The following is a 24,486-nucleotide window of genomic DNA, read 5'->3' on the forward strand; positions in this document are numbered from 1 at the left end:
TTGAAATACTGGCTCTATGTCCGTCTCTTTGACTCCGGGGTCGCTGGCCCGCCTGCTGGGCGAGTGGAACGTCGGCGCCGCCCCCGCTTACCGCGAGCTGGCCGACGTCGTCCGCCTGCTCATCCTCGACGGCCGCGTCGCCCTGGACGTCGCCCTGCCGAGCGAGCGCTCGCTGGCAGCGGCCCTTGGCATCAGCCGCACCACGGTGACGGCGGCCTACGCCCTGCTGCGAGAGCAGGGTTTCCTCAGCAGCGGCCAGGGCAGCCGGAGCAGGAGCTGCATCCCGAGCCAGGGGCCCTTGCATGCCGGCGGCCACGACGGAGCCCTGCGGCTGAGTGGCGCGCCCGGCCTGGCGGTGCCGGACGGGATCCTGGACCTGGCTTACGCCTCCCTGCCCGCCAGCGGCGAAGTGGTGCACCGGGCCTTTGCCGCGGCCCTGACCGAATTGCCGGCCCTGCTGCCAGGCTTCGGCTATGACGCCCTGGGCGTGGGCCCGCTCCGGGAAGCCATTGCGGCCCGGTACACCGCCGCCGGGGTCCCGACAACGGCCGCGCAGGTCCTGGTCACCTCCGGCGCCCAGCACGCGCTGAACATTGTGCTCCGCACATTGGCCGGGCGGTCCGGGACCAAGGTGCTGGTGGAGCATCCGAGCTACCCGAACGCCCTCGACGCGATCCGGGCTGCGGGCTGCCGCCCGGTCCCGGTGGCCCTGCCTGCCGCGGCCCCCGGCGGCGCACGCCCCAGCGGCAGAGTCCACGGCGGCCGGGTCCACAGCGCAGGCGGCAACGGCCTTGCCCACAACGGTCTTGCCCCGATCGGCGCAGGCGGCTGGGACATCGAGGCCATGGAAACGGCGCTGCTCCAGCAGCGGCCCGCGATGGCGTACGTGGTGCCGGACTTCCACAACCCCACCGGCCGGCTGATGCCCGATTCCCAGCGGCGCCGGCTCGTGAAGGCGGCCGCGGCGTCGGGCACTGTGCTGGTGGTGGACGAGACGCTGCGGGAGTTGAACCTCGACGGCGCCGCCTCGACCCCCATGGCCGCTTTCAGCCCGGCGGTGGTCTCCCTCGGTTCCCTCAGCAAGTCGCACTGGGCAGGGCTGCGCACCGGCTGGATCCGCGCCAGCGAGCCCCTCATCCAGCGCTTCGCCGCCGCCCGCACCACCCTGGACCTGGGCGGGCCGGTGGTGGAGCAGCTCGCCGGGGCGCATCTGGTCAACGCCATGACAGAGCCGCTCCCCGACAGGCTTTCCGCGCTGCGCGAGAACCGGGACACACTGGTGGAACTGATTCGGGAGCACCTGCCGGGCTGGGAGCCCGAATGGCCCGACGGCGGCCTGTCCGTCTGGTGCCGACTCCCGGCGCCGATCAGCACGGCACTGGCGGTTCTGGCCCCCGACGTCGGAATCCGGCTCGCCGCCGGACCCCGGTTCGGCGTCGGCGGCGCGTTTGAGCAGTACTTGCGGTTGCCGTTCACGCTGCCACCGGAGCAGCTGGAGACGGCCGTGCTGGCATTGCGTTCGGCGCAGGACCGGCTGGAGGCCTCCCCGCAGCTGCGGCGCAACCTGTCGTCCCCGCCGGCCGCGGCCATCGCCTGAATTCTGGGGCGCTTGCAGGCCTGTCCTGCGACGCCCGTTCTTTCCCGCGCCTCGAGGTCGCCGGAAACGACCGAAGTCGCCGGACCATTCCGGCGACTTCGGCCCGTTCCCGGCGAACTCGAACGTTCAGGGCATCGCCAGGCAGGATGCGCGTCGCGGGATCAGGCGTAGACCTTCGCCAGGAACCCGGTCCAGGCTTGGGCCGTCGCCCCGGCGTCCCCGCTGCCGCTGAAGTCGTGCACGGTCATGCCCACCGGCGCGCCGAACGCGTTGCGCCCGAAGAAGCGGTACATCGTATCCGCGGTCCGCAGGCCGAGGAAGTTCTCGTTGGCGAAGTCGATCTCGCCGGCCAGCGGCCCTACGCCGTCGAGCTCCAGTTCCACCGTCTCCCCCGGAGCGGCAGTGTCGACGCCGAGGGCCCGCTTGAGCCGGTCGAAGCCGTCCGGGGTCTGCGACGCGGCGGGTGCCTGGATGTCTGTGAAGACCACGGGCTTGCCGTCGAAGTACTTCAGGTACTGGCCCAGGGTGTGCAGATAGAACGCCGTGTGCTTGCTGGCGCCGTCATACTGCTCATCCCAGTTGTCCGCAAAGATGCCGCTGTGCACGTAGTGCAGCCGGGTCTGGCCACCGTCGAGCGGTTCCAGGACGTGCTCCAGCTGGTTGAACCAGCCATCCGGACCGTCCATCCGGGACACCAGATGGGAGGGGTATTCGTCCACGGTCCGGACCGCCGGCCATTGGTCTGTGGGGAACATCCATGCCGGGGTGTCCTTGGTGACGGCCTCCCACACCCGCTCAGGGGTACCGGGCAGTTCGGTGTCGTAGACGATTTCGAATTTCCGTTGGTCAGTCATTGTCCTGCTCCTTGGCTTGTGGGTTTGTTTGTGGGGTTGCTGTTTGTGGGGTTGCTTTTTGTGGGTCTGCGTGCGCTGCCTTCGGCTGCGGCGACTTGAGCGCCGGGTGCAGCGCGACAACCAGCCGGTGCTTGCGTCCCTCCGGCCGGCGACCTGCCTGGGAACCTGCCCGCGGATCTGCCGGGGAACCTGAGGGGAGGTCACCGCCGTCGTGGTACTTGTCCACGAGCCGGGTCACGGCGACGCCGAGCTCCTCGGCGAAGGCCGCCCGGTCCGCCGCCGAACGGAAGGTGATCTCGCCGTCGATGGCAAAGGTGGCGAGTTTCTGCCGGGCCGCGGCCGCCCCGGCGATCAGCTGCCCCATCTCCTGGACCATGCGGGCAGCGAGTGCCAGCAGCCAGAAGGCGGAAAAGCGGTCCGAGAACCGGTGCGGGTCCGGCGCCACCGAGGCCAGCGCCGCCGGCGAAATCAGGTACGACGCCGCCGTCGCCCGCAGGATGCGTTCGGTCACGTTGCCGCGCCGCCGCTCCTCGACGAGCTCGACGAGCCCATGCCGCTCGAGCGCCTTGAGGTGGTAGTTCACCTTCTGCCGCGGCAGGCCCACCTTCGCGGCGAGCTGCGTCGCAGATCCGGGCTCGGCCAGCTCGCGCAGGATCCGCGTCCGGATCGGGTCCAGCGAGGCCTCCGCCGCGGCCGGATCCTCAATTACTCCGATGTCCAACATGCTTCCAGTCTGCCCCCCGACAATTTTATTTGTCAAGAACTTTTTTCTCGTCGGCGCTCGTGTGCGGGCAGCGGCGCATGGCGAGGTCGCCGGAAGCGTCCGAGGTCGCCGGACCTTTCCGGCGACCTGGCCCTGGTCCGGCGAACTGGAGCTTAGGGCGCCCGGCGGGAGAGGACGGCGGGCGGGGAGGCGAGGGACATGGACGCGGCAGCGCGCAGGGCGTGACGGGCACAGGGCGGCGGCGCATCGCGAGTTCGCCGGAAGCGTCCGAGGTCGCGGTGTGTTTCCGGCGACCTGGCACGGGTTCGGCGAACTGGAGCACGGGCCCCGCGGGAGAGGACGGCGGGTAGGCGAGGGACACGGACGGCGGCAGCGCGCGGGGCGTGACGGGCACAACTCGGCGGCGCATCGCGAGTTCGCCGGAAGCGTACGAGGTCGCCGTATGTTTCCGGCGACCTCGTAGGTATCCGGCGAACTGGAACTCGCGGGGCGGCGCAGACCCGGTCGCGGCGGCGGGGCTCGGACGAACTGGGGCCGGCCCGGGCGGGGCAGCGGTACTGGGTCGCGGCCGCGGGGGGGCTAGCACCGCGCGGGGGCGCGGTAGGCCGGGCCCGTAGAATGGTCGGGTGATGCAATCCCCCCTTCCCGTGCGCGACGGCGTCAACGCGACGCGTCTGCGCCTTCCGGACGAGGGTCCCTGGGAGACCGCGATGGACTACATGATGCACCGCTGGGGGCACATCGATCCGCAGGGCATCGAGGACCGGTTCGACGCGGGCGAGATCGTCGGCGAGGCGGGGATCGCCCTGGACCGCAGCACGCCGATGCAGGACCACACGTTCATCTGGTACTACCGGACCCTGCCGCCGGAGACCCGGATCCCGGTGGAGCTGAACATTCTGCACCAGGACGATCACCTGCTGGTGGTGGACAAGCCGCACTTTCTGCCCACCACCCCCGGCGGGACGTACATCCAGGAATCGGCCCTGGTCCGGCTCCGGAACCAGCTCGGCCTCCCGGACCTGATTCCCATGCACCGCCTGGACCGCATGACCGCCGGCATCCTGCTGCTCTCCACGAACCCCGAGACCCGGGGCAAATACCAGGTGCTCTTCGAAAAGCGCCAGGTCCAGAAGGAATACGAGTGTGTGTCCGCCGCGGAGCCCGCACCGGGCCATCCCGCAGTGGACTTCCCTGTGGTGGTGCGGAACCGGATGACCAAGTCCCGCAGCTACCTGCTGGCCGAGGTTGTCGACGGCGAACCCAATGCGGAAACCCGGATCGAGCGGCTGCGCACGTTTGACGCTTCCGGCGCACCCGACGCCGACGGCGGCCCGCACCGCCGCACACTGTACCGGCTGGAGCCGCACTCCGGGAAGACCCACCAGCTCCGCGTGCACATGGCCTCATTGGGCCTCGGGATCGTCAACGATGCGTTCTACCCGCAACTGCTGGACAAGGCTCCGGACAATTACGCCAAGCCGCTGCAGCTCCTGGCCCGCGGGATCCGCTTCGTGGACCCCATCTCCGGGAGCCCGGTGGAATACCGCAGCAGACTGGAACTCAGCGAGGCACGCTAGCGGCTGGAAGTGCGGTACCTTGTGCCCATGGACTTCGGAAATGCGGACAGCTGGGGCGCCGCGATCTATTTCTGGATCTTCCCCTTCGTGATCGGCGATGCGATTTTCCCGCCCGTCCCCTCGGAAATGCTGGTCATCACCGGCGGCGCGCTGTCCGCGGAGGGCCACATCAACGCGTTCCTCGTGGTGCTCCTCGCCGCGGTGTCCTCATGGCTTGGTGACCTTCTCGTCTTCCAGCTGTTCAAACGGCGGCTAAGCCACGTGCTCGACCGCTGGAAATGGGGTCTCCGGTTCCACGCGGCCGTCCACGCGGCGATCGCGAAAGCCGGCCGGTCCTCCACCTACGGCGCGATCATCGGCCTCCGCTTCATCCCCGGCGGGCGGCTGGCCACGACGGCCGCGGCGGGCATCGCCAACGTCTCCACCCGCGGGTTCAGCCTCTGCGCGGCCCTCGGCGGCCTGCTCTGGGCAGCCTGGTCCGTGGCACTGGGCTATTTCATGGGCTCCGCCACCGGGCTGCCCTTCTGGGCGAGCTCCCTGATCGGCGTCGGCGTCGGGCTGCTGGTCGGAGCGGTCGTGGGCGTGATTGTGACGCGGCGCCGGGGCAGCCCCTCCCCCGTGGAGTCCGCCGTGGTTGACCCGGACGAGGAACTGGACTTTTAGACGGGCGCCCAGCGGCCGCGGCTGCGGCGCAGCACGGTCAGCGCGCCGGTGAGCGCAACGCGTTCGACGGCGTCGCGCATCATGGCTGCCGACTCCAGCGCCTGGCTGTTTTCGGCGCTGTAGGCGGTGGCTTCGACCAGGAAGCGCAGGTTCAGCTGCGGTACGCCGCCGGCGAGCTCAAGCTGGTGCGATTCGACGTGGTGCCGCGTCCCAAGCGCCTCGATGGCCGCGGCCATGACGGCTTCGGGAGCGGTGCCCGGCTTGAGCCCGGTGATCTTCAGTCTGGTCTGGAACGACGGCATGGAACAACCCTAGCCGCGCCGCCACGCTCCCTCACCTTCCGCACCCAAAACCCCAACGCTCCCTCACCGGGAGAGGGAGCGTCCAGGGAATAACCGCAGGACCTGAGGGAGCGTCCAGGGAATAACCGCAGGACCTGAGGGAGCGTCGGGAGGGGGCTACCCGGTGTTGCGCAGCCCGGCGGCGACTCCGTTGACCGTGATCAGCATGGCCCGCTGGAGCCGTTCGTCGATCTCGGCCCCGGTCATGCCCTCCGCGGCCTCGGCCCGGACGCGGCGCAGCAGTTCCACCTGCAGGTAGCTGATGGGGTCGAGGTACTGGTCCCGGATCTCGAGGGAGCGCTTCAGGGTGGGCTGGGCATCGAGAATCACGTGCTCGCCGGTAAGGTTCTGGATCTCCTCGACCGTGAGATCATATTCGGCCCGGATGGCACGGAACAGGTGGTGCAGTTCCGCCGGCACCAGGGTGGAGACGTAGTAGCCGGCAATGTCCATGTCCGTCTTCGCCAGGGTCATCTCAACATTGGAGAGCACCGAGCGGAAGAAGTGCCAGCCCTCGATCATCTCCTTGAGCTGGGCCGAGTTACCGGCCTCGCGGGCGGCTTTGAGGCCGGAGCCCACACCGAACCAGCCCGGCACGATCTGCCGCGACTGTGTCCAGCCGAACACCCACGGGATGGCGCGGAGACCCTCCAGCCCGGCGCCGGAGTCGGGGCGCTTGGACGGACGGGATCCGATGTTGAGGGATCCCAGCTGCTCCACCGGGGTGGAGGCCATGAAGTAGGCGGGCAGATCGGGGTCATCAATCAGCGTGCGGTAGCGCGCAAACGCGGCGTCGGAGACGGTTTCCATGACGTGGCCGTAGCGCACACGCTGGTCCTCCGAGGTGCGCGGGGTGCGGTGCAGGGCCGAGCCCTGCAGCACCGCGGCCAGGGAGAGCTCGAGGTTTTCGCGGGCCAGCTCCGGCAGGGAGTACTTGTCCGAGATGACCTCGCCCTGCTCGGTGAACTTGATCTCGCCCTCGAGCACGCCGTTGGGCTGGGCCATGATGGCATCATAGGTCGGCCCGCCGCCGCGGCCCACCGAGCCGCCGCGGCCGTGGAAAAGGCGCACGCGGACGCCGTGCTTGGCGGCCACGTCGCGGAGCTTGCGCTGGGTCTTGTAGATTTCCCACTGGCTCGTCATGACGCCGGATTCCTTGTTGGAGTCCGAGTAGCCGAGCATGATTTCCTGCACGTCGCCGCGGAGCCGGACGAGTTCGCGGTAGGACGAATCGGAGAGCAGCCGGTCCACGATTTCGGCCGAGGCGCGGAGTTCGTCGACGGTCTCCAGCAGCGGCGCGAAGCCGATCTTGGCGTAGGGCGCCTCGCCGAACAGGCTGACCAGGCCGGCCTCGCGGGCCAGCACGGCGGCGGCCAGGACGTCGTCTGCGCCGCGGGTCATGGAGATGATGTACGTCTCGATCACGTCGGGGCCGTACGTGCGCAGGGCGCGGCGGATCTCCCGGAAGACGTCGTAGGTGCCGTCGGCGACGCCGTCGAGCTTGATCGGGTGGCCGGAGAGCGGGCGCCGGGACGCAAGTTCGGAGCCCAGTACCTCGAGCCGCTCGGCGCGGCTGAGTTCCGCGTACCGGACACCGGGCCCGCCAAGGCGGTCCATGAGCTGCCCGACGGCGTCATGGTGGTGGTCGGCGTGCTCGCGGATGTCGAGGGTGGCCAGGTGCAGGCCGAAGGAGGCGATGGCGCGGCGGACCCGGGACAGGGCGCCGTCGGCGGCGAGGGCCGCGTGGTGGTTCCGCAGCGACCGTTCGAGCAGGCCGAGCTCGGCGAGGAGCTCCGCGGTGGCGGTGTAGTCGCGGCCGGGCTCGTGCGCGGATCCGGCCGCGACCCGGCGGCCGGTGTTGATCAGCTTGGCCTTGATGCAGGTGAGTTTGAGCCGGTAGGGCTCCTGAGCGTTCAGCTCGAGCACGCGGCGGTCCAGGCCAGGCAGGTTCCCCAGGTCGACGTCGATCGAGTCCAGGAGCTCCTGGTCCGCCCCGGCCAGCGCGGTCGAGTTGGACAGGATGGAGATGAGCCCGTCGATCAGGCCGATGCTGATCCGCACGGCGTGCTGGTTCTGGATCTGGAGGATTTCGCGGGTGACGGCGGCCGTGACGTTGGGATTTCCGTCGCGGTCCCCGCCGATCCAGGAGCCGAAGCGGATCGGGGCCTTCTGTGGCGGCAGCGTGACTCCGTGCTCGGCAAGCAGCTCGGAGAGGTCCGAGAGCATTTCCGGCATGGCGTCGCTGAGGATGCCGGTGAGGTAATAGATGGCGTTCCGGGCCTCGTCCACGGGGGTGGGCCGGACCTGACGGAGCTCGTCCGTCTGCCACATCTGGTCGATCACTTCGGACAGGTGGCGGTCCTGGCGGCGGCGCGCGGAGGTGCCCTCCGCCGTGGATTCGGACAGGATGTCCGAGAGCCGGCGGATTTTGTCCAGCACGGAGCGGCGGGAGGCCTCGGTGGGGTGTGCGGTGAAGATGGGGCGGACGTCGAGTTCGTTGACGACTTCCTGCAGCACGGAGTTGCCCGCCTGGTCCGCGATCTCCTCCACGGCTTTGGCGAGCCAGCCGTCCTTCTCCTGCCGGGTGCGCAGCCCGCGGACCCGGTGGACCTGCTCGGCGGCGTTCGCCAGGTGGAAATAGAACGCGAAGGCGCGGACCAGGTCGGTGGCCTGCTCCAGCGGCAGGGAACCGAGCAGTTCGCGGACCTGGGCGACGACGTCGTACGAGCTCCACGGCCCGGTAGCGTCAGCGCCGCCGCGGGCGGCTTCCTTGGATTCCTTGGTCAGCAGGCGCACCTGCTCCACCAGATCCAGCAGTTCGGGGCCGTGTTGGCGGACCAGGGATTCGCCGAGGAGGGTGGAGACCCGGCGGACATCAGCCCGGAGTTCGGCGGCAAGATCGGTGTCGGAATGCATTGCAGTGTCTGCCATGGAAACTATCTTTCGAGGGTTCGACTTGGCTCGTACACTGCGCTGGATACTGTGAGCCCGATTACTTCTTCCCATGGGATGTTACCCGCAGGCACTCCCTGCTGGAATTCCGTCTCAGATAGTGTCACGCCCCGCCGCGCCGGCCCGACGCCCCTCCCCCACGGACCCCCCGGGACCCCAACCAGTTCGCAACAGGGGCCGTTCTGAGCTCCCGGAACGGCCCCTGCTGCGGGCTTGGCGGGTGAAGGGGTTAGCGCGCGATCTTGAAGTTGAACTCGCCGGTGCCCAGCGCGCCCCAGATCCGCAGCCAGATCGGCAGGATCATTTCCGCACCGCGGGCACTCGTGATGTCGCCGAGGTCGATCACGTCGCGGTGGCCGAAGCCCTTGAGGAGTTCCGTTACGGCCGCCTTGGCGCCGGCGTCGTCCCCGGAGACGAACACCGTGTGGTCACCGCCGGCCACCCGGGCCGGATTGACCATCACGGACGCGGTCATGGTGTTCAGCGTCTTCACCACCTTGGCCTCCGGGAAGGACCGCTGGATCTCTTCGCCGAGGCTGTCCGTGTTCACCGGGTTCAGCGACGGCGGCATGCCCTGCGAGAAGTCCAGCGGGTTGGCGATGTCCATGATGATCTTGCCGGCCAGGTTCGGGGTCCCCGCTGCGGCCAGCGCGGCCAGCGAGCCGGCACCGTTGGTGGCATTGACGATCAGCTCGGCGCCGGACGCCGCGTCAGCAAAGCCGGCGACGTCGACTCCGGCGTTTGCGGCGTGCCACTCGGCGAACGGCGCGGTGCCCATCATGTCCGGTTCGGTCCGGGCGAGCGTCGCCTGCGGGTCGCGGGTGCCGATCACGACGTCGTGCCCCAGCCCCGCCAGTGCGCCGGCAATCGTGCGCCCAACCATGCCGGTTCCCAGTACTGCAATCTTCATGGCGTCCTCATTCTGAAGTCGTGGAGTAGACAGGTTCGTCTACGTGTGGGCATGACGCTATCAGACAGACCTGTCTACGGCAATAAGCGCACGCCGACGCCCCGCCCGTCTCATCTCAGCTGACAAAGTTTGAAATCTGTCAGATGATTGTTGTATGGTCACGGCATGACAACTTCTACTCTCGGCACCCCCCGCACCCTGGGCTCCACCGGCCCCAGCACCGCCGCCATCGGCCTCGGCCTGATGGGCATGTCCGATCTTTACGGCCCCGCCGACGACGCCGAGAGCGTCGCCACGATCCAGGCCGCCCTCGACGCCGGCGTGACCCTGCTGGACACCGGCGACTTCTACGGCATGGGCCACAACGAAATGCTGCTGTGCGACGCGATCCGCGGCCGACGGCGCGAGAGCGCCCAGATCAGCGTGAAGTTCGGCGTCCTGCGCGATGCCCGGGGCGGATGGAACGGCGTGGACACCCGTCCGGTGGCCATCAAGAACTTCCTGGCCTACACCCTCCGGCGCCTCGGCACCGACTACGTGGACATCTACCGGCCGGCCCGCCTGGATCCGTCCATTCCGGTGGAAGAAACCGTGGGAGCACTGGCCGAGCTCGTGCAGCAGGGTCTGATCCGCCACATCGGCCTCTCGGAGGTCGGCGCCGACACCCTGCGCCGCGCCAACGCCGTCCACCCGGTCTCGGACCTCCAGATCGAGTACTCCCTCCTCTCCCGTGGCATCGAGCAGGACATCCTGCCGGTGGCCCGCGAGCTGGGCATCGGCATCACGGCATACGGCGTGCTGTCCCGCGGCCTGGTTTCCGGCCACTGGCCGGCCGCCGGAACCGGGAACCGGCGCGACTTCCGGGCCCACCTGCCCCGGTTCTCCGGCGAGAACCTGCAGCGGAACCTCGAGCTCGTCGAACGGCTCCGCGAAATCGCCGACCGCAAGGGCGCGACCGTCGCCCAGCTCGCCATCGCCTGGGTCCTGTCCCGCGGCGAGGACATCGTCCCCCTCGTTGGCGCCCGCCGTCGGGAACGGCTTTCCGAATCGCTGGGCGCGGTCGATCTGCTCCTCTCCGCCGAGGACCTGGCAGCGATCGAGGCCGCCGTCCCCGCCGACTCGGCCGCGGGCACCCGCTACGACGCCGGCCAGATGGCCATGCTCGACAGCGAACGCCGGTGACCCCTGTGGCCGCCGTCCTGACCCAGGAGCGCATCCTCGACGCCGCCGAAGACGTGCTGCGGCGCTTCGGACCGGCCAAGGCCACGGTGGTGGACGTCGCGAAGGCCCTGGGTGTCAGCCACGGCAGCGTCTACCGGCACTTTCCCACAAAGGTGGCGCTGCGGGACGCGGTGGCCCGGCGCTGGCTGGACCGCCTCGCGGAGCCGCTGGATCCTGCCCGCGATACGGAGGGCCCTGCCGCGGAACGCCTGCTCCGCTGGCTCGAACGCCTCGCGGCCATCAAGCAGGGCATGGCGCTGAACGATCCGGAGCTGTTTGCCACGTTCGGCCAGCTGACCGCCGAGGCGCGGGAAGTGGTGGCGGCCCACGTTGACCACCTGGCCGCAGCGCTGACCGAGATCATTGCCGACGGCGTCCGCAGCGGCGAATTCGCCGTCCCGGATCCGGTGCCGGCCGGCCGTGCCGTCCTGCACGCCACGGCGCGGTTCCACCACCCGCTGCACGCTTCGGAATGGTCGGACCCGGCCATCGGGGCCGAGCTGCGCGAGGTCTGGCGGCTGCTCGTGCGGGGTCTGGCCGCCCGCCCGTAGCCGCCGGATCAGGCGGAGGCGGGCCGGCGGTCCGTCGTTGACGAGCCACAGGGCGAATGACACTGCGGCGTAGACAGACTTGTCTGTGTACGATTGAGCCATGACCTCGCCAGCAGCCACCGCCGCCCCGGCTGCCCGCACCCCTGCCGGGCATGCCAGGGAGAAGATCCTGGCCACGGCCTTCCGGCTCTTCTACGCGCAGGGTTTCCGGGCCGCCGGCATCGACACCATCATCGCCGAGTCCGGCGTCGCGAAAGCCACGTTCTATAAGTACTTTCCGGCCAAGGACGACCTCATGCTGGCCTACCTGGAGAAGGTGGACGGCGTCTGGACCGGGCAGCTGCACGCCGCCGCCGAGGCCGCCGGCGAGGACCCGGCCGCGCAGCTCGTGGGCCTGTTCGATGCCCTGACAGCCGCCTGCCGGCGCGACGGCTACCGCGGCTGCGCCTTCATCAACGCGGCCGCCGAGTCGGCCGCCGGCACCCGCGTCCACGACCGGACCGTGGCCCACAAGCGGCAGATCCGCGCCTGGATCCGGGACCTCGCCGCACGCGCCGGCGCCGGGGACCCGGACCAGCTCGCCCGCAGCCTGACCCTGGTACTCGACGGCGGCCTGGCAAGCGGGGTGCTCGACGGCGACCCGGCCGCGGCCGCCGCAGCCGGAACCACCGCGGCCCAACTCGTGGCGGCCAGCCTCAAAACCCCACCCGCCACCAGCTGAAACCCCCTTGGAGGTGCCCATGACCACCCCTGACCCTGAAACCGGGACTGGCTCGAAGCCCACGCCTGATGCAGTGCAGAACCCGCAGCTGGCCCGCTGGCAACGCTTCCGGAACAGCCGCAACACGGCCCTCGCCAGCGAGCACGGCTGGCTCACGCTGACCTCCTTCCAGTGGCTGGAAGGCGAGCCGGCCGCCGTCGAGCTCGCCCCCGGCCTCTGGTCCACAGACGGCACCGCGGCGTTCCTCACCGCCGCCGCGTCCGACGGTCTGACCCTCGTCGAAACCGGCGAACCCGTGGACGGGACCATCAGCGCCGTGCTCGCCGACGAGGAATCACTGATGTGGGTCCAGTACGGCGGCGACGACGGCCGCCAGGTGGTGGTGGAGCTCGCCATGCGGGCGGACAAGTACGCCATCCGCACGCGCGACTCGCAGTCGCCGGCGTTCACGGAGTTCGACGGCGTGCCCACTTTCGACTTCCGCCCGGACCTGGTCATCGAGGCCAGGTTCGTGCCCTATCCCGAGCCTGTGGATGTCCCGATCGGCACGGCCAACCCGCTCGTGGACGGGGTCCACCGCTCGGTCGGCGAGCTGGTCTTCCGGCTTCCCGGCGCGGACCACGAGTTCCACCTGCAGGCCGAGGAGGAGAAGCTCGGCGCCCTGACGGTGACGTTCCACGACGAGACCAACGGGGAAAGTACTGACGAGTGGCGGAAGGTCTCCACCGCGAGGCCCCGCGTCGACTCCTTGGGAAATAGGTCGGTGGTCCTGGACTTTAACCGGGCCATCAACTACCCCAGCGCCTTCACCCCGTACGGCACCTGCCCCATGCCGGTGCGGAACAACAGCCTCGATGTGAAGATTGAGGCCGGCGAGAAGGAACCCGGCCTCTTCTAAACGGGTCTAAACGGTCTAAACGGTCAAAGCCGTCTTCTAGACGATCGCGGACACCCCGGTGATGGCGCGTCCCGTGATCAGGGTGTTGATCTCGAACGAGCCCTCGTAGGTGTAGATCGCCTCGGCGTCGGAGAAGATCTTGGCCATCCGGTAGTCGGTGACGATCCCGTTGCCGCCCAGCAGGGACCGGCCCATCGCGACGGTTTCGCGCATCCGGGCGCTGACATAGGACTTGGCGAGGGCCACCTGCGGCATGTCCGCGGCGCCGGCGTCCTGCAACTGGGCGATCCGGACCATCATGCCCATGCTGGCCACGGCGTTGCCGAGCATGGTGACCAGCTGCTGCTGGACCAGCTGGAACTTCGCCAGCGGGCGGCCGAACTGCTGGCGTTCGACGGCGTACTGCCGGGCGACGTCGAACGCCGCGAGCTGCTGCCCCACCCCCTGCCAGGCCACCATGATCCGGGAACCGCGCAGGAGCTCATTGGTGTCCTCGAAGCTGCTGATCCCGGCGAAGCGGTCCGTTTCGGCCACCCGGACGTCGGTGAAGACGATGTCCGCGTTCTGCACCGTGCGCAGGGCAATCTTGTTTTCGATCCGGCTCCGGCTCACGCCTGGCAAGGTGGCGTCGACGATGAAGCCGCGGATGCCGCCGTCGGCCTCGTCCCGGGCCCAGACCAGCATGTAGTCGCAAAACGTCCCGTTGCCGATCCAGCGCTTGGCGCCATTGAGCACCCAGGCGTCGCCGCCGCCGGCCGCGCCGCCCGGGACCCGGCGGGCCCGGGTTTCCATGCCGCCGGCAACGTCCGAGCCGTGGTCCGGTTCGGTGAGGGCAAAGGCACCGGTGGTGCGCAGGCTTGCCGCGTCCTCGAGCAGGCGCGCCTTCTGCTCCTCGGAGCCGAAGCCGTAGAGCGACTCCACGAAGAGGTCGTGGTGGACCAGGAAGAAGGTGGCGAGCGAGGTGTCCACCCGGGTCATCTCGGCGATGACGATCCCGGCGAACAGGTTGCTGTAGCCGCGCTGGGCCGGGGCGCTGAGCTCCAGGGCGGCCAGCTTGGGCAGGATGTGGGCCGGGAATTCGGCCTTGTTCCACCAGCCCGTGGCGAACGGGGCGACCTCGGCGGCCAGGAACTCACGCAGCTGCGCCAGCTTGGCCCGCTCCGCCGTGCTGAGCAGGGCCTCGTAGTCGAAGAAGTCCGCCGTGGGCAGCCCCGCCACAGACGGGGCGGCCGGCCCTGTCTCGGTCACTTCGGCAGCGACCATCTCAGACCCGGTCATTTCGGGCCCATGCGGATGGCACCGTCGAGGCGGATTGTCTCGCCGTTGAGCATGGCGTTCTCCGCAATGTGCGCGGCGAGGTTCGCATATTCGGCCGGCCGGCCCAGCCGCGAGGGGTGCGGCACCTGCTGGCCCAGGGAGTCCTGCGCCTCCTGGGGCAGGCCGGCCATCATGGGAGTCTCGAAGATGCCCGGCGCGATGGTGACCACCCGGATCAGCGAGCGCGCGAGTTCGCGGGCAATCGGCAGCGTCATGGCGGCGACGGCACCCTTGGAGGCGGCGTAGGCGGGCTGGCCGATCTGCCCGTCGAACGCGGCAACGGAGGCGGTGTTGATGATGACGCCGCGTTCGGGGCCGCCGAGTTCCGTGGCGGCGGGCTCGGTGGCTGCCATGGCGGCTGCGGCGAGGCGGATCACATTGAAGGTGCCCACGAGGTTGATCTGGATGACGCGGTTGAAGGCCTCCAGCGGGAGGACGCCGTCGCGGCCCAGGACCTTGCCGGGGGTGGCGATCCCCGCGCAGTTGACCACGATGCGCAGCGGACCAAGGGCGGCAGCGGCGTCGACGGCGGTCTGCACCTGCGCCTCGTCCGTGACGTCGGCCGGGACAAAGACGGCCCTGCGGCCGCCTCCGGCAGCAGCTTCTCCGCCTCCGACAGCAGCCTCTCCAGCGCCGGCAGCGGCGGACGCGGTCAGTTCGGCGGCAAAGGCGTCCCCGGCGGAACCCGGCAGGTCCACGAGGACCACCGACGCGCCGGCGTCGAACAGGCGCCTGGCCGTGGCCGCTCCGAGACCGGAGGCCCCGCCCGTGATCAGCGCGACAGTACCCTTGATGTCCATCCATCCTCCTTGATGTGGAACCGAACCCCGGCGGCGAAGCCTCGACGCGGGCGGCGCCTGCAGAGGCGGCCCGCGGGGAACATTAGTTAGTGAATGTTAACTGGAATGCGGCCAATGCGCACCTTTGGCCGCACACGCCGAGGGCGCGGTCACAGTCGCGGTCCGGACGGGCTCCCGCGATTACGCTTGAGCCATGACCCGAGCCGACGCCTCCGCCCCCAACTGGTCCTTCCGCGCGGACGAGGCCGCCCGCTCAGTGACCAGGCTCTTCGGGCAGCGGCTCTTTTTCCTCCCAGGGACCCACATCGCCGCGATCCTCCGGCCCTCGGGCCGGCTGAAGAACCTGTCCCGGCCCTGGCACTACTGGTGGCAGGCACACTACCTGGACTGCCTCGTGGACGCCGGCCGCCGGGAACTGGGGTCCCCTGGGAATCCGGGAGCCAAGTTCGACGGCGGGAACCGGCCCAGCGCCGGCCGGCTCGCCTCCCGGCTCGTCACGGGCATCCGGCTGCGCAATTTCCTCACGGTGGTCAACAACTATTACGACGACATGGCCTGGCTGGCCCTTGCCACGCTCCGGCTGGACAAGCTCGCCGAGGACACCCGCAAACATACCGGCCGGGAGCGCAACGCCCAGGTTCTGCAAAGCCTGACCCTGCAGTTCGACTCCGCTTCCACGGACGACCTCGGCGGCGGTACATTCTGGAGCACGAAGCGCGACTTCAAGAACACCCCGGCCACCGCCCCCGTGGCCCTCTACTACGCGCGGACCGGCAACCGGACCAAGGCGCAGTCCCTGCTGGACTGGCTGGATGCCAGGCTGTACGAGCCCGGACAGGGCCTGTACCGCGACGGCCTCCGCATTTCCGGGACGGGCGAGGCGGTGCTGGTAGAGACGATCTACACCTACAACCAGGGGCCCGTCCTCGGCGCCCTGCTGGAACTCGGGGGCGAGCCCAACCTCGGGCGTGCGGCCGCATTGGTGGACGCCGTGGCGGCCAACCTCACGCAGCCGGCCCCGCTGCTGGGCCGCACCTCCGCGGTGCTGCGCTGCGAGGGGACGGGCGACGGCGGGCTCTTCACCGGGATCCTCGTCCGCTACCTGGCCCTCGCCGCCGTCGACGAACGCCTCCCAGCCGAAACCCGGGCCGCGGCGGCGGCGCTCGTGAACGATACGGCCGAGGCCCTCTGGGAGGGCCGCCGGATCCTCCCTCCGCACGACCGCCTCGCGAGCCGCGGTAGCCATCTGGTCTTCTCCGACCGCACCGACGCGCCGGCACGCCGCAGCTACCCGGAAGGCGCCGCCGTCGAGCTCTCCACGCAGCTGCAGGCCTGGATGGTGCTGGAGGCGGCCGCCTCGATCGCGCAGGCGCCCGCCCCATAACCCGGCGACAATTACGTCACGCAATAGTATCGTAATTGATGTGATCCTCATCACTTAAACCAGCCTCAGGTTGGTCGCTTAGGTTTGGCTAACCTACAGTCTTTCTTAGTGAGCATGCCCTAACTTCCCCGCTCACGGGGGGCAGGGCACTACGACGACTTCCTTGTAGAAAGTAGCCCCATGAAGATCCGCACCAACGTGCTGGCGGGAATCGCCCTGGCCGCCACTGCCGCCCTGGGCCTGGCCGCCTGCGGCTCCGGTTCCTCCGCCACGGCCGGCAGCAGCGCCGCCGCCAACGGCTCCTCCGCCGGTGAGATCACGGTCTATAACGCCCAGCACGAATCCCTGACCAAAGAGTGGATCGACGCCTTCACCGCCGAGACCGGCATTAAGGTGACCGTGCGCCAGGGCGACGACACCGAGATGTCCAACCAGATCGTGCAGGAAGGCCAGGCTTCACCGGCGGACGTCTTCCTCACCGAGAACTCCCCGGCCATGGCCCAGGTGGAAAACGCCGGCCTCTTCGCGGATGTGGACAAGGCCACCGTGGACCAGGTCCCCGCCGAATTCCGCCCCTCCACCAACAAGTGGACCGGCATCGCGGCCCGCTCCACCGTGCTGGTCTACGACAAGAACAAGATCAGCGCCGACAAGCTGCCCAAGTCCATGCTGGACCTGGCCAACCCCGAGTGGAAGGGCAAGTGGGCCGCCTCGCCGTCGGGCGCCGATTTCCAGGCGATCGTCTCGGCCCTCCTGGAACTCAAGGGCGAAGCCGCCACTGAGGCCTGGCTCAAGGGCATGAAGGAAAACTCCAAGCCGTACAAGGGCAACAGCACGGCCATGAAGGCCGTCAACGCCGGCGAAGTCGACGCCGCCCTCATCTACCACTACTACTACTACGGCGATCAGGCCAAGACCGGCGAGAACTCCAACAACGTCACGCCGTTCTACTTCAAGAACCAGGACCCGGGCGCCTTCGTCTCCATCTCCGGCGGCGGCGTGCTGAAGTCTTCCAAGAACGCCGCAGCGGCCCAGTCCTTCCTGAAGTTCATCACCGGCAAGAAGGGCCAGGAAGTGCTCCAGAAGGGCACCTCCTTCGAATACGCTGTCGGCTCGGACGTCCCGTCCAACGACAAGCTGGTTCCGCTCAAGGAGTTGCAGGCCCCCACCGTGGATCCCGCCAAACTCAATTCCGCCAAGGTCACCGAGCTGATGACCCAGGCAGGACTGCTGTAGCCGCAGTGACTAACAAGCTGGCGGTCCCCGGTCCCTCTGGGGATTTGACGACTGACACGCCGACGGCGGGCAGGGGTAAACGCCCCCGCCCGCCTTTCGGCGTCTCTGTCGTGTCCATCATCGCGGTCCTCATCGCCCTGTTTTCCCTGGTGCCCCTGGCCTACGTGGTCTTCATGACAGCCTCCACCGGCTGGGACACCGCAATGGCCCTGATCTTCCGCCCGCGCGTGGGCGAACTCCTGCTGAACACGGTGCTGCTGACCGTGGTGACGGTGCCGCTGTGCCTCGTCCTGGGCGTCGGCGGCGCGTGGCTCGTCGAACGCACCAGCCTTGTTGGCCGCAAGTGGTGGGCCGTGCTGCTCGCCGCCCCGCTGGCCATCCCCGCCTTCGTCAACAGCTACGCGTGGGTTTCCGCGGTGCCGTCCCTTGGCGGGCTGTGGTCCGGGGTCCTGATCGCCACCCTGTCCTATTTCCCGCTCGTGTATATCCCGGCGGCCGCGACGCTCAGCCGCCTGGACCCGGCGATCGAACAGTCCGCCGCCTCCCTCGGCCTCGGCGCCTGGCGCGCGTTCTTCCGCGTGGTGCTCCCGCAGCTGCGCATCGCCATGACCGGCGGCGGGCTGCTGGTCGCGCTGCACCTGCTGGCCGAATACGGGGCCTTCGCGATGATCCGCTTCGACACCTTCACCACCGCGATCATGGTCCAGTACCAGTCCACGTTCAACGGCACCGCCGGGAACATGCTGGCCAGCGTGCTGGTGTTCCTCTGCCTGATCCTGCTGCTCGTGGAGGTCCGCAGCCGCGGCAGCGCCCGGTACGCCAGGATCGGCTCCGGGGCCCAGGCGCGCGCCTTGCGCCTGCCCCTGCACGCCTACCAGCTCCCCGCCCAGCTGTCCCTGATCGCCCTCACCGGGCTGGCGTTCGGGCTGCCGCTGACGTTTGTGCTGCGCTGGATCGTCGCCGGCGGGCCGGAAATCTGGGCTGCCGAAGAATTCATGCCGGCCCTCCTGCAGACCTTGGCCTACGGCCTCGCGGCGGCCGTCGCCACCACCGTGGTCGCGTTCCCCATGGCTTACCTGGCCGTGCGGCGTCCCGGCTGGTTCAGCAAGTCCCTGGAGCTGTCCAACTACATCACCAGCTCCATGCCCGGGATCGTGGTGGGCCTGGCCTTCGTGACCGTGGGCATCCGGATGGTTCCCAGCATGTACCAGACCTCAGCGCTGCTCATCGCGGCCTACGTGCTGCTGTTCCTCCCCCGGGCCCTCGTGAACATCCGCTCGGGGCTGTCCCAGGCACCGAAGGAACTCGACGAGGCCGCCCAGGTGCTCGGCAAGCCGCCGCTGCTGGCCTTCCTGCGCGTGACGCTGCGGCTCACGGCCCCCGCCGCGGCCGGCGGCGCCGCCCTGGTGTTCCTGGGGATTGTCAACGAGCTCACCGCCACCCTCCTGCTCTCGCCCAACGGGACCCGCACCCTCGCCACCGAGTTCTGGAGCAAGAGCAGCGAGATCGACTACGCTGGCGCCGCCCCCTATGCGCTGCTGATGATCCTGATCTCGGCGCCAATGACCTATCTCCTCTTCCAGCAGTCCAAGAAAGTAGCCGGACAGTGACCGATGTTTACCCGTCGCGTGAGGCACCCTCGCGCCTCCCCGAGCCGCGGGTCGCGGCTTCCGTGGCCACCAGCACCAACAGCCACCTGGAAATCGACGCGGTCACCAAGAACTTTGGGCCCCAGGCCGTCCTCAAGGGCGTCAACCTCTCCGTCGCCAAGGGCGGAACGACGGCGATCGTGGGACCCTCCGGCTCCGGCAAGACCACGCTCCTGCGCCTGATTGCCGGCTTCGAGCACCCGGACACCGGCAGCATCTCGCTCAACGGGAGCAAGGTGGCCGGGGAGAACGCCTGGGTCCCCGCGCACAAGCGGCACGTCGGCTACGTCGCCCAGGACGGCGCCCTGTTCCCGCACCTGACGGTCGGGCAGAACATCTCCTTCGGCCTGGACGCCACCCAGCTGCCCGGCGGGCGCCGCGGCGTCAAGGCGCGGGTGGGCGAGCTGCTGGAAATGGTCTCACTGGACCCGGCCATGGCCAAGCGCCGCCCGCACCAGCTCTCCGGCGGCCAACAGCAGCGGGTTGCCCTGGCCCGGGCGCTGGCCCGCAAGCCCGCGCTCATGCTGCTGGACGAGCCCTTTTCCGCCCTGGACGCCGGCCTGCGGGTGGCCACCCGCCGCGCCGTGGCCCAGGTCCTGAAGGACGCCGGCGTCACCACGATCCTCGTCACGCATGACCAGGCCGAGGCGCTGTCCTTCGCCGACCAGGTGGCCGTGATGCGCGGCGGCAAGCTGGCCCAGATCGGCAACCCGTTCGTGGTCTACACGCGCCCGGCTGACCGCGCCACCGCCGAGTTCCTGGGCGACGCCGTGATCCTGGATGCCTGGATGGAAGGCTCCCTGGCCACGTGTTCGCTCGGCGGGATCCCCGTGCGCCGCCCGCCGGCCCAGGGCCGGGTCCAGCTGATGCTGCGGCCCGAGCAGATCCGCATTTCCGAGGACGGCCCCATCCGCGGCACGGTGGTGGACACGGACTACTTCGGCCCCGAAACCACGGTGCGGCTCCAACTCCCCGTCCCGCCGGTCCTTGCCGCCGGCGCCATCCCGGACCACCGCTACCCCGGCGGCGGGGAAATCATCACGATCCGGCACTGGAACGCCTCGATCGCCCGCCCCGGCACGGAGCTGCGGCTTCGCGTGGTGGGCGAGGCCGTCGCCTTTCCGATGGATGAGCAGCCGTAACGTCGAGATTCGGCATCCTGAAGCCGCTGTGCCCCGAATGCTCACCCGCGACGGCTGATTCCAGAGTTACAGCAGCGGCTGTCCGGGCGATGGGTTGACCGGTGATGCCCCGCGCACGAGAATGCGAACCATGAGTGATCATCGCGGCCTTTCCGAGCCGGCTCCATTCACCGCCGATGACTTCGCCGAGCGGTTGCGGCGAGCAGCCCACGCCGCCCAGGATGCCGGGCTCGACGGCATCCTGGTCACTCCCGGACCGGACCTGCTGTACCTCACCGGGTATGCACCCGTGGCCATCACTGAACGCATCACCATGCTCGTGATCCCCGTCGACGCGGAGCCCGCCATGATCGTTCCGAGGCTCGAGAGGCCCGACGCGGAAGCGGCCGCCGGCGCCTCGAATCTGCGGATCACCGACTGGACCGACGGGAGCGACCCGTACACGGAATCTGCGACGCTGATGGCCGGCACCGGACGTTATGCCGTCTCTGACTCGGCCTGGGCCATGCACCTCCTCGGCCTGCAGGATCGACTGCCCAAGTCGTCCTACGTCTCGATGACGACCGCCCTGCCGATGCTTCGGGCGATCAAGGATGACGACGAGATCGAGCGGCTGGCGGCGGCCGGCGCGGCCGCAGACCAGGCGTACGAGGAGATCGTCACCGTGCGGTTCGCTGGGCGCAGCGAGACCGACGTCGGTTCTGATCTCGCCGACCTGCTTCGCCAGTTCGGTCATTCGCAGGTGGACTTCACCGTCGTCGGTTCGGGGCCGAACGGAGCCAACCCGCACCACGAGATCGGCCCGCGGATCATCGAGGACGGAGACATGGTGGTGCTCGACTTCGGCGGCCTCAAACACGGCTACGGATCGGACACGACGCGGACCGTGCACGTCGGCGAGCCCACCGCCGAGGAGCGCGAGGTTCACGACGTCGTCCGGCACGCGCAGCAGGCCGGGTTCGAGGCCGTGCGGCCAGGCGTCGAGTGCCAGGAGATCGATCGCGTGGCCCGGGCGGTGATCACTGAAGCCGGCTACGGCGAGTACTTCATTCACCGCGTCGGGCACGGAATCGGGCTGACGACGCACGAGCCGCCGTACATGGTGGAGGGCGAAACCCAGATCCTCCAGCCCGGCATGTGCTTCTCGATCGAACCCGGAATCTACCTGCCGGGCAGGTTCGGCGTACGGATCGAGGACATTGTGACGGTCGTTCCCGACGGCGGACGGCGACTCAATCAGACCTCGCACGAGATGAGGATCGTCCACTAGTTAGCCGACCTGGTCCACGATCTGACGTGGCCTCGGAACGAGATCGCTTCACCTGCGGTGATTGCGAAGTAGATGACGGCGTTTCCCATGCACATCATGTGCGCGGCGCCGCCCTCGGCGGTCCCCTCCTCCGGCAATAGTCGTGCATGGAAGAATCGCACCATGAATGCGGAGCAGCGGAGGCGTGCTGAGGACACCCTGAGAGTCGTGGACGCCCTCGTGACGGCGATGGGTCGGCGGGGGGATGTCTTCCACGTGGTCGAGGATTCAGAGGACCCAGACGAAGCGATCCGTCGTCTGATGGAACTGTTGGAGCTGGATGAATTGGCCTGCCGGGTAATCCTGGACATGCAAGTCAAAGGGTTCACTCGCGAACGGCGCCGGATTATTGCTGCTCACGCGGAAGAAATCAGAGCGAGCCTGTCGTCTGGCGGGGAGCCATAGAAAGCCGTTATGCAGGGGCTCTCTGCTTCCCATATGACCCGCCAGCGGACGGCTCCTGATGATCGGAGGGGAAGCCGGCGGATACTAGGCGGTTTTCTCCAGGGGCGTCGATTGGACGTTCTCGCGTTCCTCCAGGGCTCCGGTTACTGAGGCTGTCAGGCTGTTGGCGATGTGGGTGCGGGCGAGTTCGGCCGCACCGGCGCCATCCCCGGCAATGACGAGCTCAAGGATCTGGTGGTGCTGGTTCAGGTCGATCGTGCGGGGCTCATCCCCGGAGGGGAGTTCGAGACCGATGCGGCGGTAGCGGTCGGATTTGTCCCACAGGTCATCAAGGAGCTTGATCATGACGTCGTTGTGCGAGGCGGCGTAGACGGCCCGGTGGAATTCCCGGTGAACTGTGATCGCTTCCTCGCCCCAGACCCGCGTGACAGGCAGGAGCTTCCCGGCGGCTGCGCGCATTGCTGCTATATCGGCGTCAGTCCGTCGGGAGGCGGCCAGTTCTGTTGCCGATGGTTCGAGTGAGAGACGGACCTCAAGGAGTTCCCGTGCCTCGGAGGCGCTCATGGTTGCCACCCTGGAATCCCGGTGGGTGTCCATGATGATCAGGCCCTCACTTGAGAGCCGGCGGATCGCTTCTCGCAGGGGGGTGATGCTCATTTGCATGTTGTCGGCCAGCTCGTACTGGGAGATGCGCGAGCCCGGGGCGAGGCCACCGGAGAGGATCAGCTGGCGGAGTTCGTTGTACGCGAGACTGCCCTTACTGGAAAAGACGTTCGTGGTGCTCATCTGCCGCTCCGAATCTCTTACCGAGGTATGGCCCCCGTTGCTCACAGTGTAGTTCCTTGGAAACATCTTATAAGAAATTCCATGGGAAAGCTTGTGCCCCCCGTCACCCCTGGGCTAGCCTTTGATCCAAGGTCTTATAAGATATTCGCTCGAGGGGTTGATGCCCCTCATCGCTCGGGGTCAGTCTCGATCCAAGTCTTATAAGAAATAAGATACCCACTCAGGAGAGATTCAAAGATGAAAATCGTTTCCGCCCACGTCGGCACCATTCCCATCAGTTCCTCGATACGGAACGCCTTCATTGACTTCACCAAGATGGACTGCACGATCATCGCCCTCGTCTCCGATGTCTTCGTCGACGGCAAGCCCCTGGTTGGCTATGGCTTCAACTCCAACGGCCGCTACAACGCGACGGGCATCCTGAAAGACCGCATTCTTCCGCGCATCATGGATGCCCCGTCCGAAGACCTTCTCGATGAGGACGGCCAGCTCTCGCCGGAAAAGGCGTGGGACCTGATGATGTCCAACGAAAAGCCCGGCGGACACGGCGAACGCTCAGTCGCCGTCGGCGTCGCAGATATGGCCCTGCACGACCTCGCCGCGAAGACCGCTGGCGTCCCGCTCTACCGGTGGATCTCAGACCACTACGGCGACGGAAACCCGGACAAGGACGTCTTCGTCTACGCAGCCGGCGGCTACTACGCACCCGGCAAGAGCCTCGAGGACCTGCAGAACGAAATGCGCGGGTTCCTCGCCAAGGGCTACAACGTGGTCAAGATGAAGATCGGCGGCGCCGACCTCGCCGAAGACCTTCGCCGCATCGAAGCCGTGATCGAGGTCCTCGACGGCGACGCTTCCCGCCTCATGGTGGACGTCAACGGCAAGTTCGACCTCGAGACCGCGCTGGAATACGGCAAAGCCATCGACCAGTACGGGCTGTTCTGGTACGAGGAAGTCGGCGACCCGCTGGACTACGCCCTGAACGCCACCCTCTCCGAGCACTACAAAAACCCGATCGCCACCGGAGAGAACCTGTTCTCCCTCCAGGACGCACGGAACCTGGTCCGCTACGGCGGGATGCGCCCGGACCGCGACTTCATCCAGGTCGACCCGGCCCTGAGCTACGGCCTGACCGAATACCGCCGGATCCAGGACATGCTCGCCCAGCACGGCTGGTCCTCACGCCGCTGCATCCCTCACGGCGGACACCAGTTCTCCCTGCATATTGCCGCAGCCCTCAAGCTCGGCGGCAACGAATCCTACCCGGGCGAGTTCCAGCCCACCGGCGGCTTCACTGACGATGCTGTCATCGTCAACAGCCGCGTGGCCCCGGGCGATCTGCCGGGCATCGGGCTCGAAGGCAAGGCTGAGTTCTACAAGGTCCTGAGCGCACTGCACAACTAAACCATCCGGCAGTGCCCCGGTCCCGGGCAGCACCACTGCCCG

Annotated in this window: 22 protein-coding genes; 14 read left to right on the forward strand and 8 right to left on the reverse strand. The window is 68.4% G+C overall.

The features are described from left to right. Window positions 1–16 precede the first annotated feature (16 nt). Window positions 17–1,597: a MocR-like transcription factor YczR gene (gene yczR, locus AC1DRO_RS03650; protein WP_476949860.1), complete on the forward strand. Its 1,581-nt coding sequence runs from the start codon at window positions 17–19 to the stop codon at window positions 1,595–1,597. 161 nt (window positions 1,598–1,758) lie between these two features. On the opposite strand, the gene AC1DRO_RS03655 is transcribed toward yczR, so the two are convergent. Both AC1DRO_RS03655 and AC1DRO_RS03660 read right to left on the reverse strand, forming a co-directional pair. Beyond that, on the reverse strand, window positions 1,759–2,451 hold the full coding sequence (locus AC1DRO_RS03655) for an SRPBCC family protein (RefSeq protein WP_476949861.1): 693 nt from the start codon (window positions 2,449–2,451) through the stop codon (window positions 1,759–1,761). Continuing rightward, entirely contained in the window at window positions 2,444–3,175 is a 732-nt protein-coding gene (locus AC1DRO_RS03660) for a helix-turn-helix domain-containing protein (protein ID WP_476949862.1), read from the reverse strand. The genes AC1DRO_RS03655 and AC1DRO_RS03660 overlap by 8 nt, the downstream gene beginning before the upstream one ends. Window positions 3,176–3,804: 629 nt before the next feature. Here AC1DRO_RS03660 and AC1DRO_RS03665 point away from each other — a divergent pair. Together AC1DRO_RS03665 and AC1DRO_RS03670 are read left to right on the forward strand one after the other, a co-directional pair. Then, window positions 3,805–4,755, forward strand: a complete 951-nt coding sequence (locus AC1DRO_RS03665) for an RluA family pseudouridine synthase (protein ID WP_476949991.1) — start codon at window positions 3,805–3,807, stop codon at window positions 4,753–4,755. Window positions 4,756–4,782: 27 nt separating this feature from the next. Continuing rightward, window positions 4,783–5,418 carry a DedA family protein gene (locus AC1DRO_RS03670; RefSeq protein ID WP_476949863.1) on the forward strand — a complete coding sequence of 212 codons (636 nt, stop codon included), beginning with the start codon at window positions 4,783–4,785 and terminating at the stop codon, window positions 5,416–5,418. On the opposite strand, the gene AC1DRO_RS03675 is transcribed toward AC1DRO_RS03670, so the two are convergent. The 3 genes from AC1DRO_RS03675 to AC1DRO_RS03685 form a co-directional block, all read right to left on the reverse strand. Continuing rightward, entirely contained in the window at window positions 5,415–5,720 is a 306-nt protein-coding gene (locus AC1DRO_RS03675; protein WP_223914453.1) for a hypothetical protein, read from the reverse strand. The genes AC1DRO_RS03670 and AC1DRO_RS03675 overlap by 4 nt on opposite strands. Window positions 5,721–5,876: 156 nt before the next feature. Then, window positions 5,877–8,690 (reverse strand): phosphoenolpyruvate carboxylase, encoded by a 2,814-nt coding sequence (gene ppc, locus AC1DRO_RS03680; RefSeq protein WP_476949864.1) that lies wholly within the window; start codon window positions 8,688–8,690, stop codon window positions 5,877–5,879. A gap of 250 nt (window positions 8,691–8,940) precedes the next feature. After that, on the reverse strand, window positions 8,941–9,621 hold the full coding sequence (locus AC1DRO_RS03685; RefSeq protein WP_476949865.1) for an NADPH-dependent F420 reductase: 681 nt from the start codon (window positions 9,619–9,621) through the stop codon (window positions 8,941–8,943). A gap of 165 nt (window positions 9,622–9,786) precedes the next feature. Between AC1DRO_RS03685 and AC1DRO_RS03690 the strand changes: the two genes are divergently transcribed. The 4 genes from AC1DRO_RS03690 to AC1DRO_RS03705 all read left to right on the forward strand — a co-directional run bounded on the left by AC1DRO_RS03690 (window position 9,787) and on the right by AC1DRO_RS03705 (window position 13,012). Beyond that, window positions 9,787–10,803, forward strand: coding sequence for an aldo/keto reductase (locus AC1DRO_RS03690; protein WP_476949866.1), 1,017 nt, complete (start codon window positions 9,787–9,789; stop codon window positions 10,801–10,803). Further along, the gene (locus AC1DRO_RS03695; protein WP_476949867.1) at window positions 10,800–11,393 is read left to right on the forward strand and encodes a TetR/AcrR family transcriptional regulator; all 594 of its coding nucleotides are present in this window, start codon (window positions 10,800–10,802) and stop codon (window positions 11,391–11,393) included. The genes AC1DRO_RS03690 and AC1DRO_RS03695 overlap by 4 nt, the downstream gene beginning before the upstream one ends. A 100-nt stretch (window positions 11,394–11,493) precedes the next feature. Then, a complete protein-coding gene (locus AC1DRO_RS03700) occupies window positions 11,494–12,114 on the forward strand; it encodes a TetR/AcrR family transcriptional regulator (RefSeq protein ID WP_476949868.1) in 621 nt (206 codons plus the stop codon). 19 nt (window positions 12,115–12,133) lie between these two features. Next, a complete protein-coding gene (locus AC1DRO_RS03705) occupies window positions 12,134–13,012 on the forward strand; it encodes a DUF1684 domain-containing protein (protein WP_476946059.1) in 879 nt (292 codons plus the stop codon). 36 nt (window positions 13,013–13,048) lie between these two features. Here AC1DRO_RS03705 and AC1DRO_RS03710 read toward each other — a convergent pair whose 3' ends face one another. Both AC1DRO_RS03710 and AC1DRO_RS03715 read right to left on the reverse strand, forming a co-directional pair. After that, the gene (locus tag AC1DRO_RS03710) at window positions 13,049–14,275 is read right to left on the reverse strand and encodes an acyl-CoA dehydrogenase family protein (protein WP_476949992.1); all 1,227 of its coding nucleotides are present in this window, start codon (window positions 14,273–14,275) and stop codon (window positions 13,049–13,051) included. 11 nt (window positions 14,276–14,286) lie between these two features. Next, on the reverse strand, window positions 14,287–15,129 hold the full coding sequence (locus AC1DRO_RS03715) for an SDR family NAD(P)-dependent oxidoreductase (RefSeq protein WP_476949869.1): 843 nt from the start codon (window positions 15,127–15,129) through the stop codon (window positions 14,287–14,289). A 193-nt stretch (window positions 15,130–15,322) separates the two neighbouring features. Between AC1DRO_RS03715 and AC1DRO_RS03720 the strand changes: the two genes are divergently transcribed. The 6 genes from AC1DRO_RS03720 to AC1DRO_RS03745 all read left to right on the forward strand — a co-directional run bounded on the left by AC1DRO_RS03720 (window position 15,323) and on the right by AC1DRO_RS03745 (window position 22,254). Continuing rightward, window positions 15,323–16,513, forward strand: a complete 1,191-nt coding sequence (locus tag AC1DRO_RS03720) for a glycoside hydrolase family 76 protein (protein ID WP_476949870.1) — start codon at window positions 15,323–15,325, stop codon at window positions 16,511–16,513. Window positions 16,514–16,693: 180 nt separating this feature from the next. Beyond that, window positions 16,694–17,749 (forward strand): iron ABC transporter substrate-binding protein, encoded by a 1,056-nt coding sequence (locus AC1DRO_RS03725; protein ID WP_476949871.1) that lies wholly within the window; start codon window positions 16,694–16,696, stop codon window positions 17,747–17,749. Between the two features lie 110 nt (window positions 17,750–17,859). Continuing rightward, a complete protein-coding gene (locus tag AC1DRO_RS03730; RefSeq protein ID WP_476949872.1) occupies window positions 17,860–19,359 on the forward strand; it encodes an ABC transporter permease in 1,500 nt (499 codons plus the stop codon). Beyond that, window positions 19,356–20,540 (forward strand): ABC transporter ATP-binding protein, encoded by a 1,185-nt coding sequence (locus tag AC1DRO_RS03735; RefSeq protein WP_028278067.1) that lies wholly within the window; start codon window positions 19,356–19,358, stop codon window positions 20,538–20,540. The genes AC1DRO_RS03730 and AC1DRO_RS03735 overlap by 4 nt, the downstream gene beginning before the upstream one ends. 130 nt (window positions 20,541–20,670) lie before the next feature. Then, complete coding sequence (locus AC1DRO_RS03740) at window positions 20,671–21,810, forward strand: aminopeptidase P family protein (protein ID WP_476949873.1); 1,140 nt, start codon at window positions 20,671–20,673, stop codon at window positions 21,808–21,810. A gap of 162 nt (window positions 21,811–21,972) precedes the next feature. Then, on the forward strand, window positions 21,973–22,254 hold the full coding sequence (locus AC1DRO_RS03745) for a DNA gyrase subunit A (protein WP_476949874.1): 282 nt from the start codon (window positions 21,973–21,975) through the stop codon (window positions 22,252–22,254). 84 nt (window positions 22,255–22,338) lie between these two features. Here AC1DRO_RS03745 and AC1DRO_RS03750 read toward each other — a convergent pair whose 3' ends face one another. After that, the gene (locus tag AC1DRO_RS03750; RefSeq protein ID WP_243181513.1) at window positions 22,339–23,040 is read right to left on the reverse strand and encodes a GntR family transcriptional regulator; all 702 of its coding nucleotides are present in this window, start codon (window positions 23,038–23,040) and stop codon (window positions 22,339–22,341) included. Window positions 23,041–23,277: 237 nt separating this feature from the next. On the opposite strand from AC1DRO_RS03750, the gene AC1DRO_RS03755 reads away from it, so the two are divergent. After that, window positions 23,278–24,444 (forward strand): mandelate racemase/muconate lactonizing enzyme family protein, encoded by a 1,167-nt coding sequence (locus AC1DRO_RS03755; RefSeq protein WP_476949875.1) that lies wholly within the window; start codon window positions 23,278–23,280, stop codon window positions 24,442–24,444. The last annotated feature ends 42 nt before the right edge of the window (window positions 24,445–24,486 follow it).

It is taken from the genome of Arthrobacter sp. P4_F11 (genome assembly GCF_056401395.1).

Bases quoted from the DNA above. Each gene is read 5' to 3' on its own strand.
- AC1DRO_RS03745 (WP_476949874.1), top strand. From the start codon at position 21,973: ATGAATGCGGAGCAGCGGAGGCGTGCTGAGGACACCCTGAGAGTCGTG.
- AC1DRO_RS03715 (WP_476949869.1), bottom strand. From the start codon at position 15,129: ATGGACATCAAGGGTACTGTCGCGCTGATCACGGGCGGGGCCTCCGGT.
- AC1DRO_RS03665 (WP_476949991.1), top strand. From the start codon at position 3,805: ATGCAATCCCCCCTTCCCGTGCGCGACGGCGTCAACGCGACGCGTCTG.
- AC1DRO_RS03690 (WP_476949866.1), top strand. From the start codon at position 9,787: ATGACAACTTCTACTCTCGGCACCCCCCGCACCCTGGGCTCCACCGGC.
- yczR (WP_476949860.1), top strand. From the start codon at position 17: ATGTCCGTCTCTTTGACTCCGGGGTCGCTGGCCCGCCTGCTGGGCGAG.
- AC1DRO_RS03705 (WP_476946059.1), top strand. From the start codon at position 12,134: ATGACCACCCCTGACCCTGAAACCGGGACTGGCTCGAAGCCCACGCCT.
- AC1DRO_RS03720 (WP_476949870.1), top strand. From the start codon at position 15,323: ATGACCCGAGCCGACGCCTCCGCCCCCAACTGGTCCTTCCGCGCGGAC.
- AC1DRO_RS03670 (WP_476949863.1), top strand. From the start codon at position 4,783: ATGGACTTCGGAAATGCGGACAGCTGGGGCGCCGCGATCTATTTCTGG.
- AC1DRO_RS03755 (WP_476949875.1), top strand. From the start codon at position 23,278: ATGAAAATCGTTTCCGCCCACGTCGGCACCATTCCCATCAGTTCCTCG.
- AC1DRO_RS03675 (WP_223914453.1), bottom strand. From the start codon at position 5,720: ATGCCGTCGTTCCAGACCAGACTGAAGATCACCGGGCTCAAGCCGGGC.
- AC1DRO_RS03655 (WP_476949861.1), bottom strand. From the start codon at position 2,451: ATGACTGACCAACGGAAATTCGAAATCGTCTACGACACCGAACTGCCC.
- AC1DRO_RS03700 (WP_476949868.1), top strand. From the start codon at position 11,494: ATGACCTCGCCAGCAGCCACCGCCGCCCCGGCTGCCCGCACCCCTGCC.
- AC1DRO_RS03740 (WP_476949873.1), top strand. From the start codon at position 20,671: ATGAGTGATCATCGCGGCCTTTCCGAGCCGGCTCCATTCACCGCCGAT.
- ppc (WP_476949864.1), bottom strand. From the start codon at position 8,690: ATGGCAGACACTGCAATGCATTCCGACACCGATCTTGCCGCCGAACTC.
- AC1DRO_RS03725 (WP_476949871.1), top strand. From the start codon at position 16,694: ATGAAGATCCGCACCAACGTGCTGGCGGGAATCGCCCTGGCCGCCACT.
- AC1DRO_RS03660 (WP_476949862.1), bottom strand. From the start codon at position 3,175: ATGTTGGACATCGGAGTAATTGAGGATCCGGCCGCGGCGGAGGCCTCG.
- AC1DRO_RS03685 (WP_476949865.1), bottom strand. From the start codon at position 9,621: ATGAAGATTGCAGTACTGGGAACCGGCATGGTTGGGCGCACGATTGCC.
- AC1DRO_RS03710 (WP_476949992.1), bottom strand. From the start codon at position 14,275: ATGGTCGCTGCCGAAGTGACCGAGACAGGGCCGGCCGCCCCGTCTGTG.
- AC1DRO_RS03750 (WP_243181513.1), bottom strand. From the start codon at position 23,040: ATGAGCACCACGAACGTCTTTTCCAGTAAGGGCAGTCTCGCGTACAAC.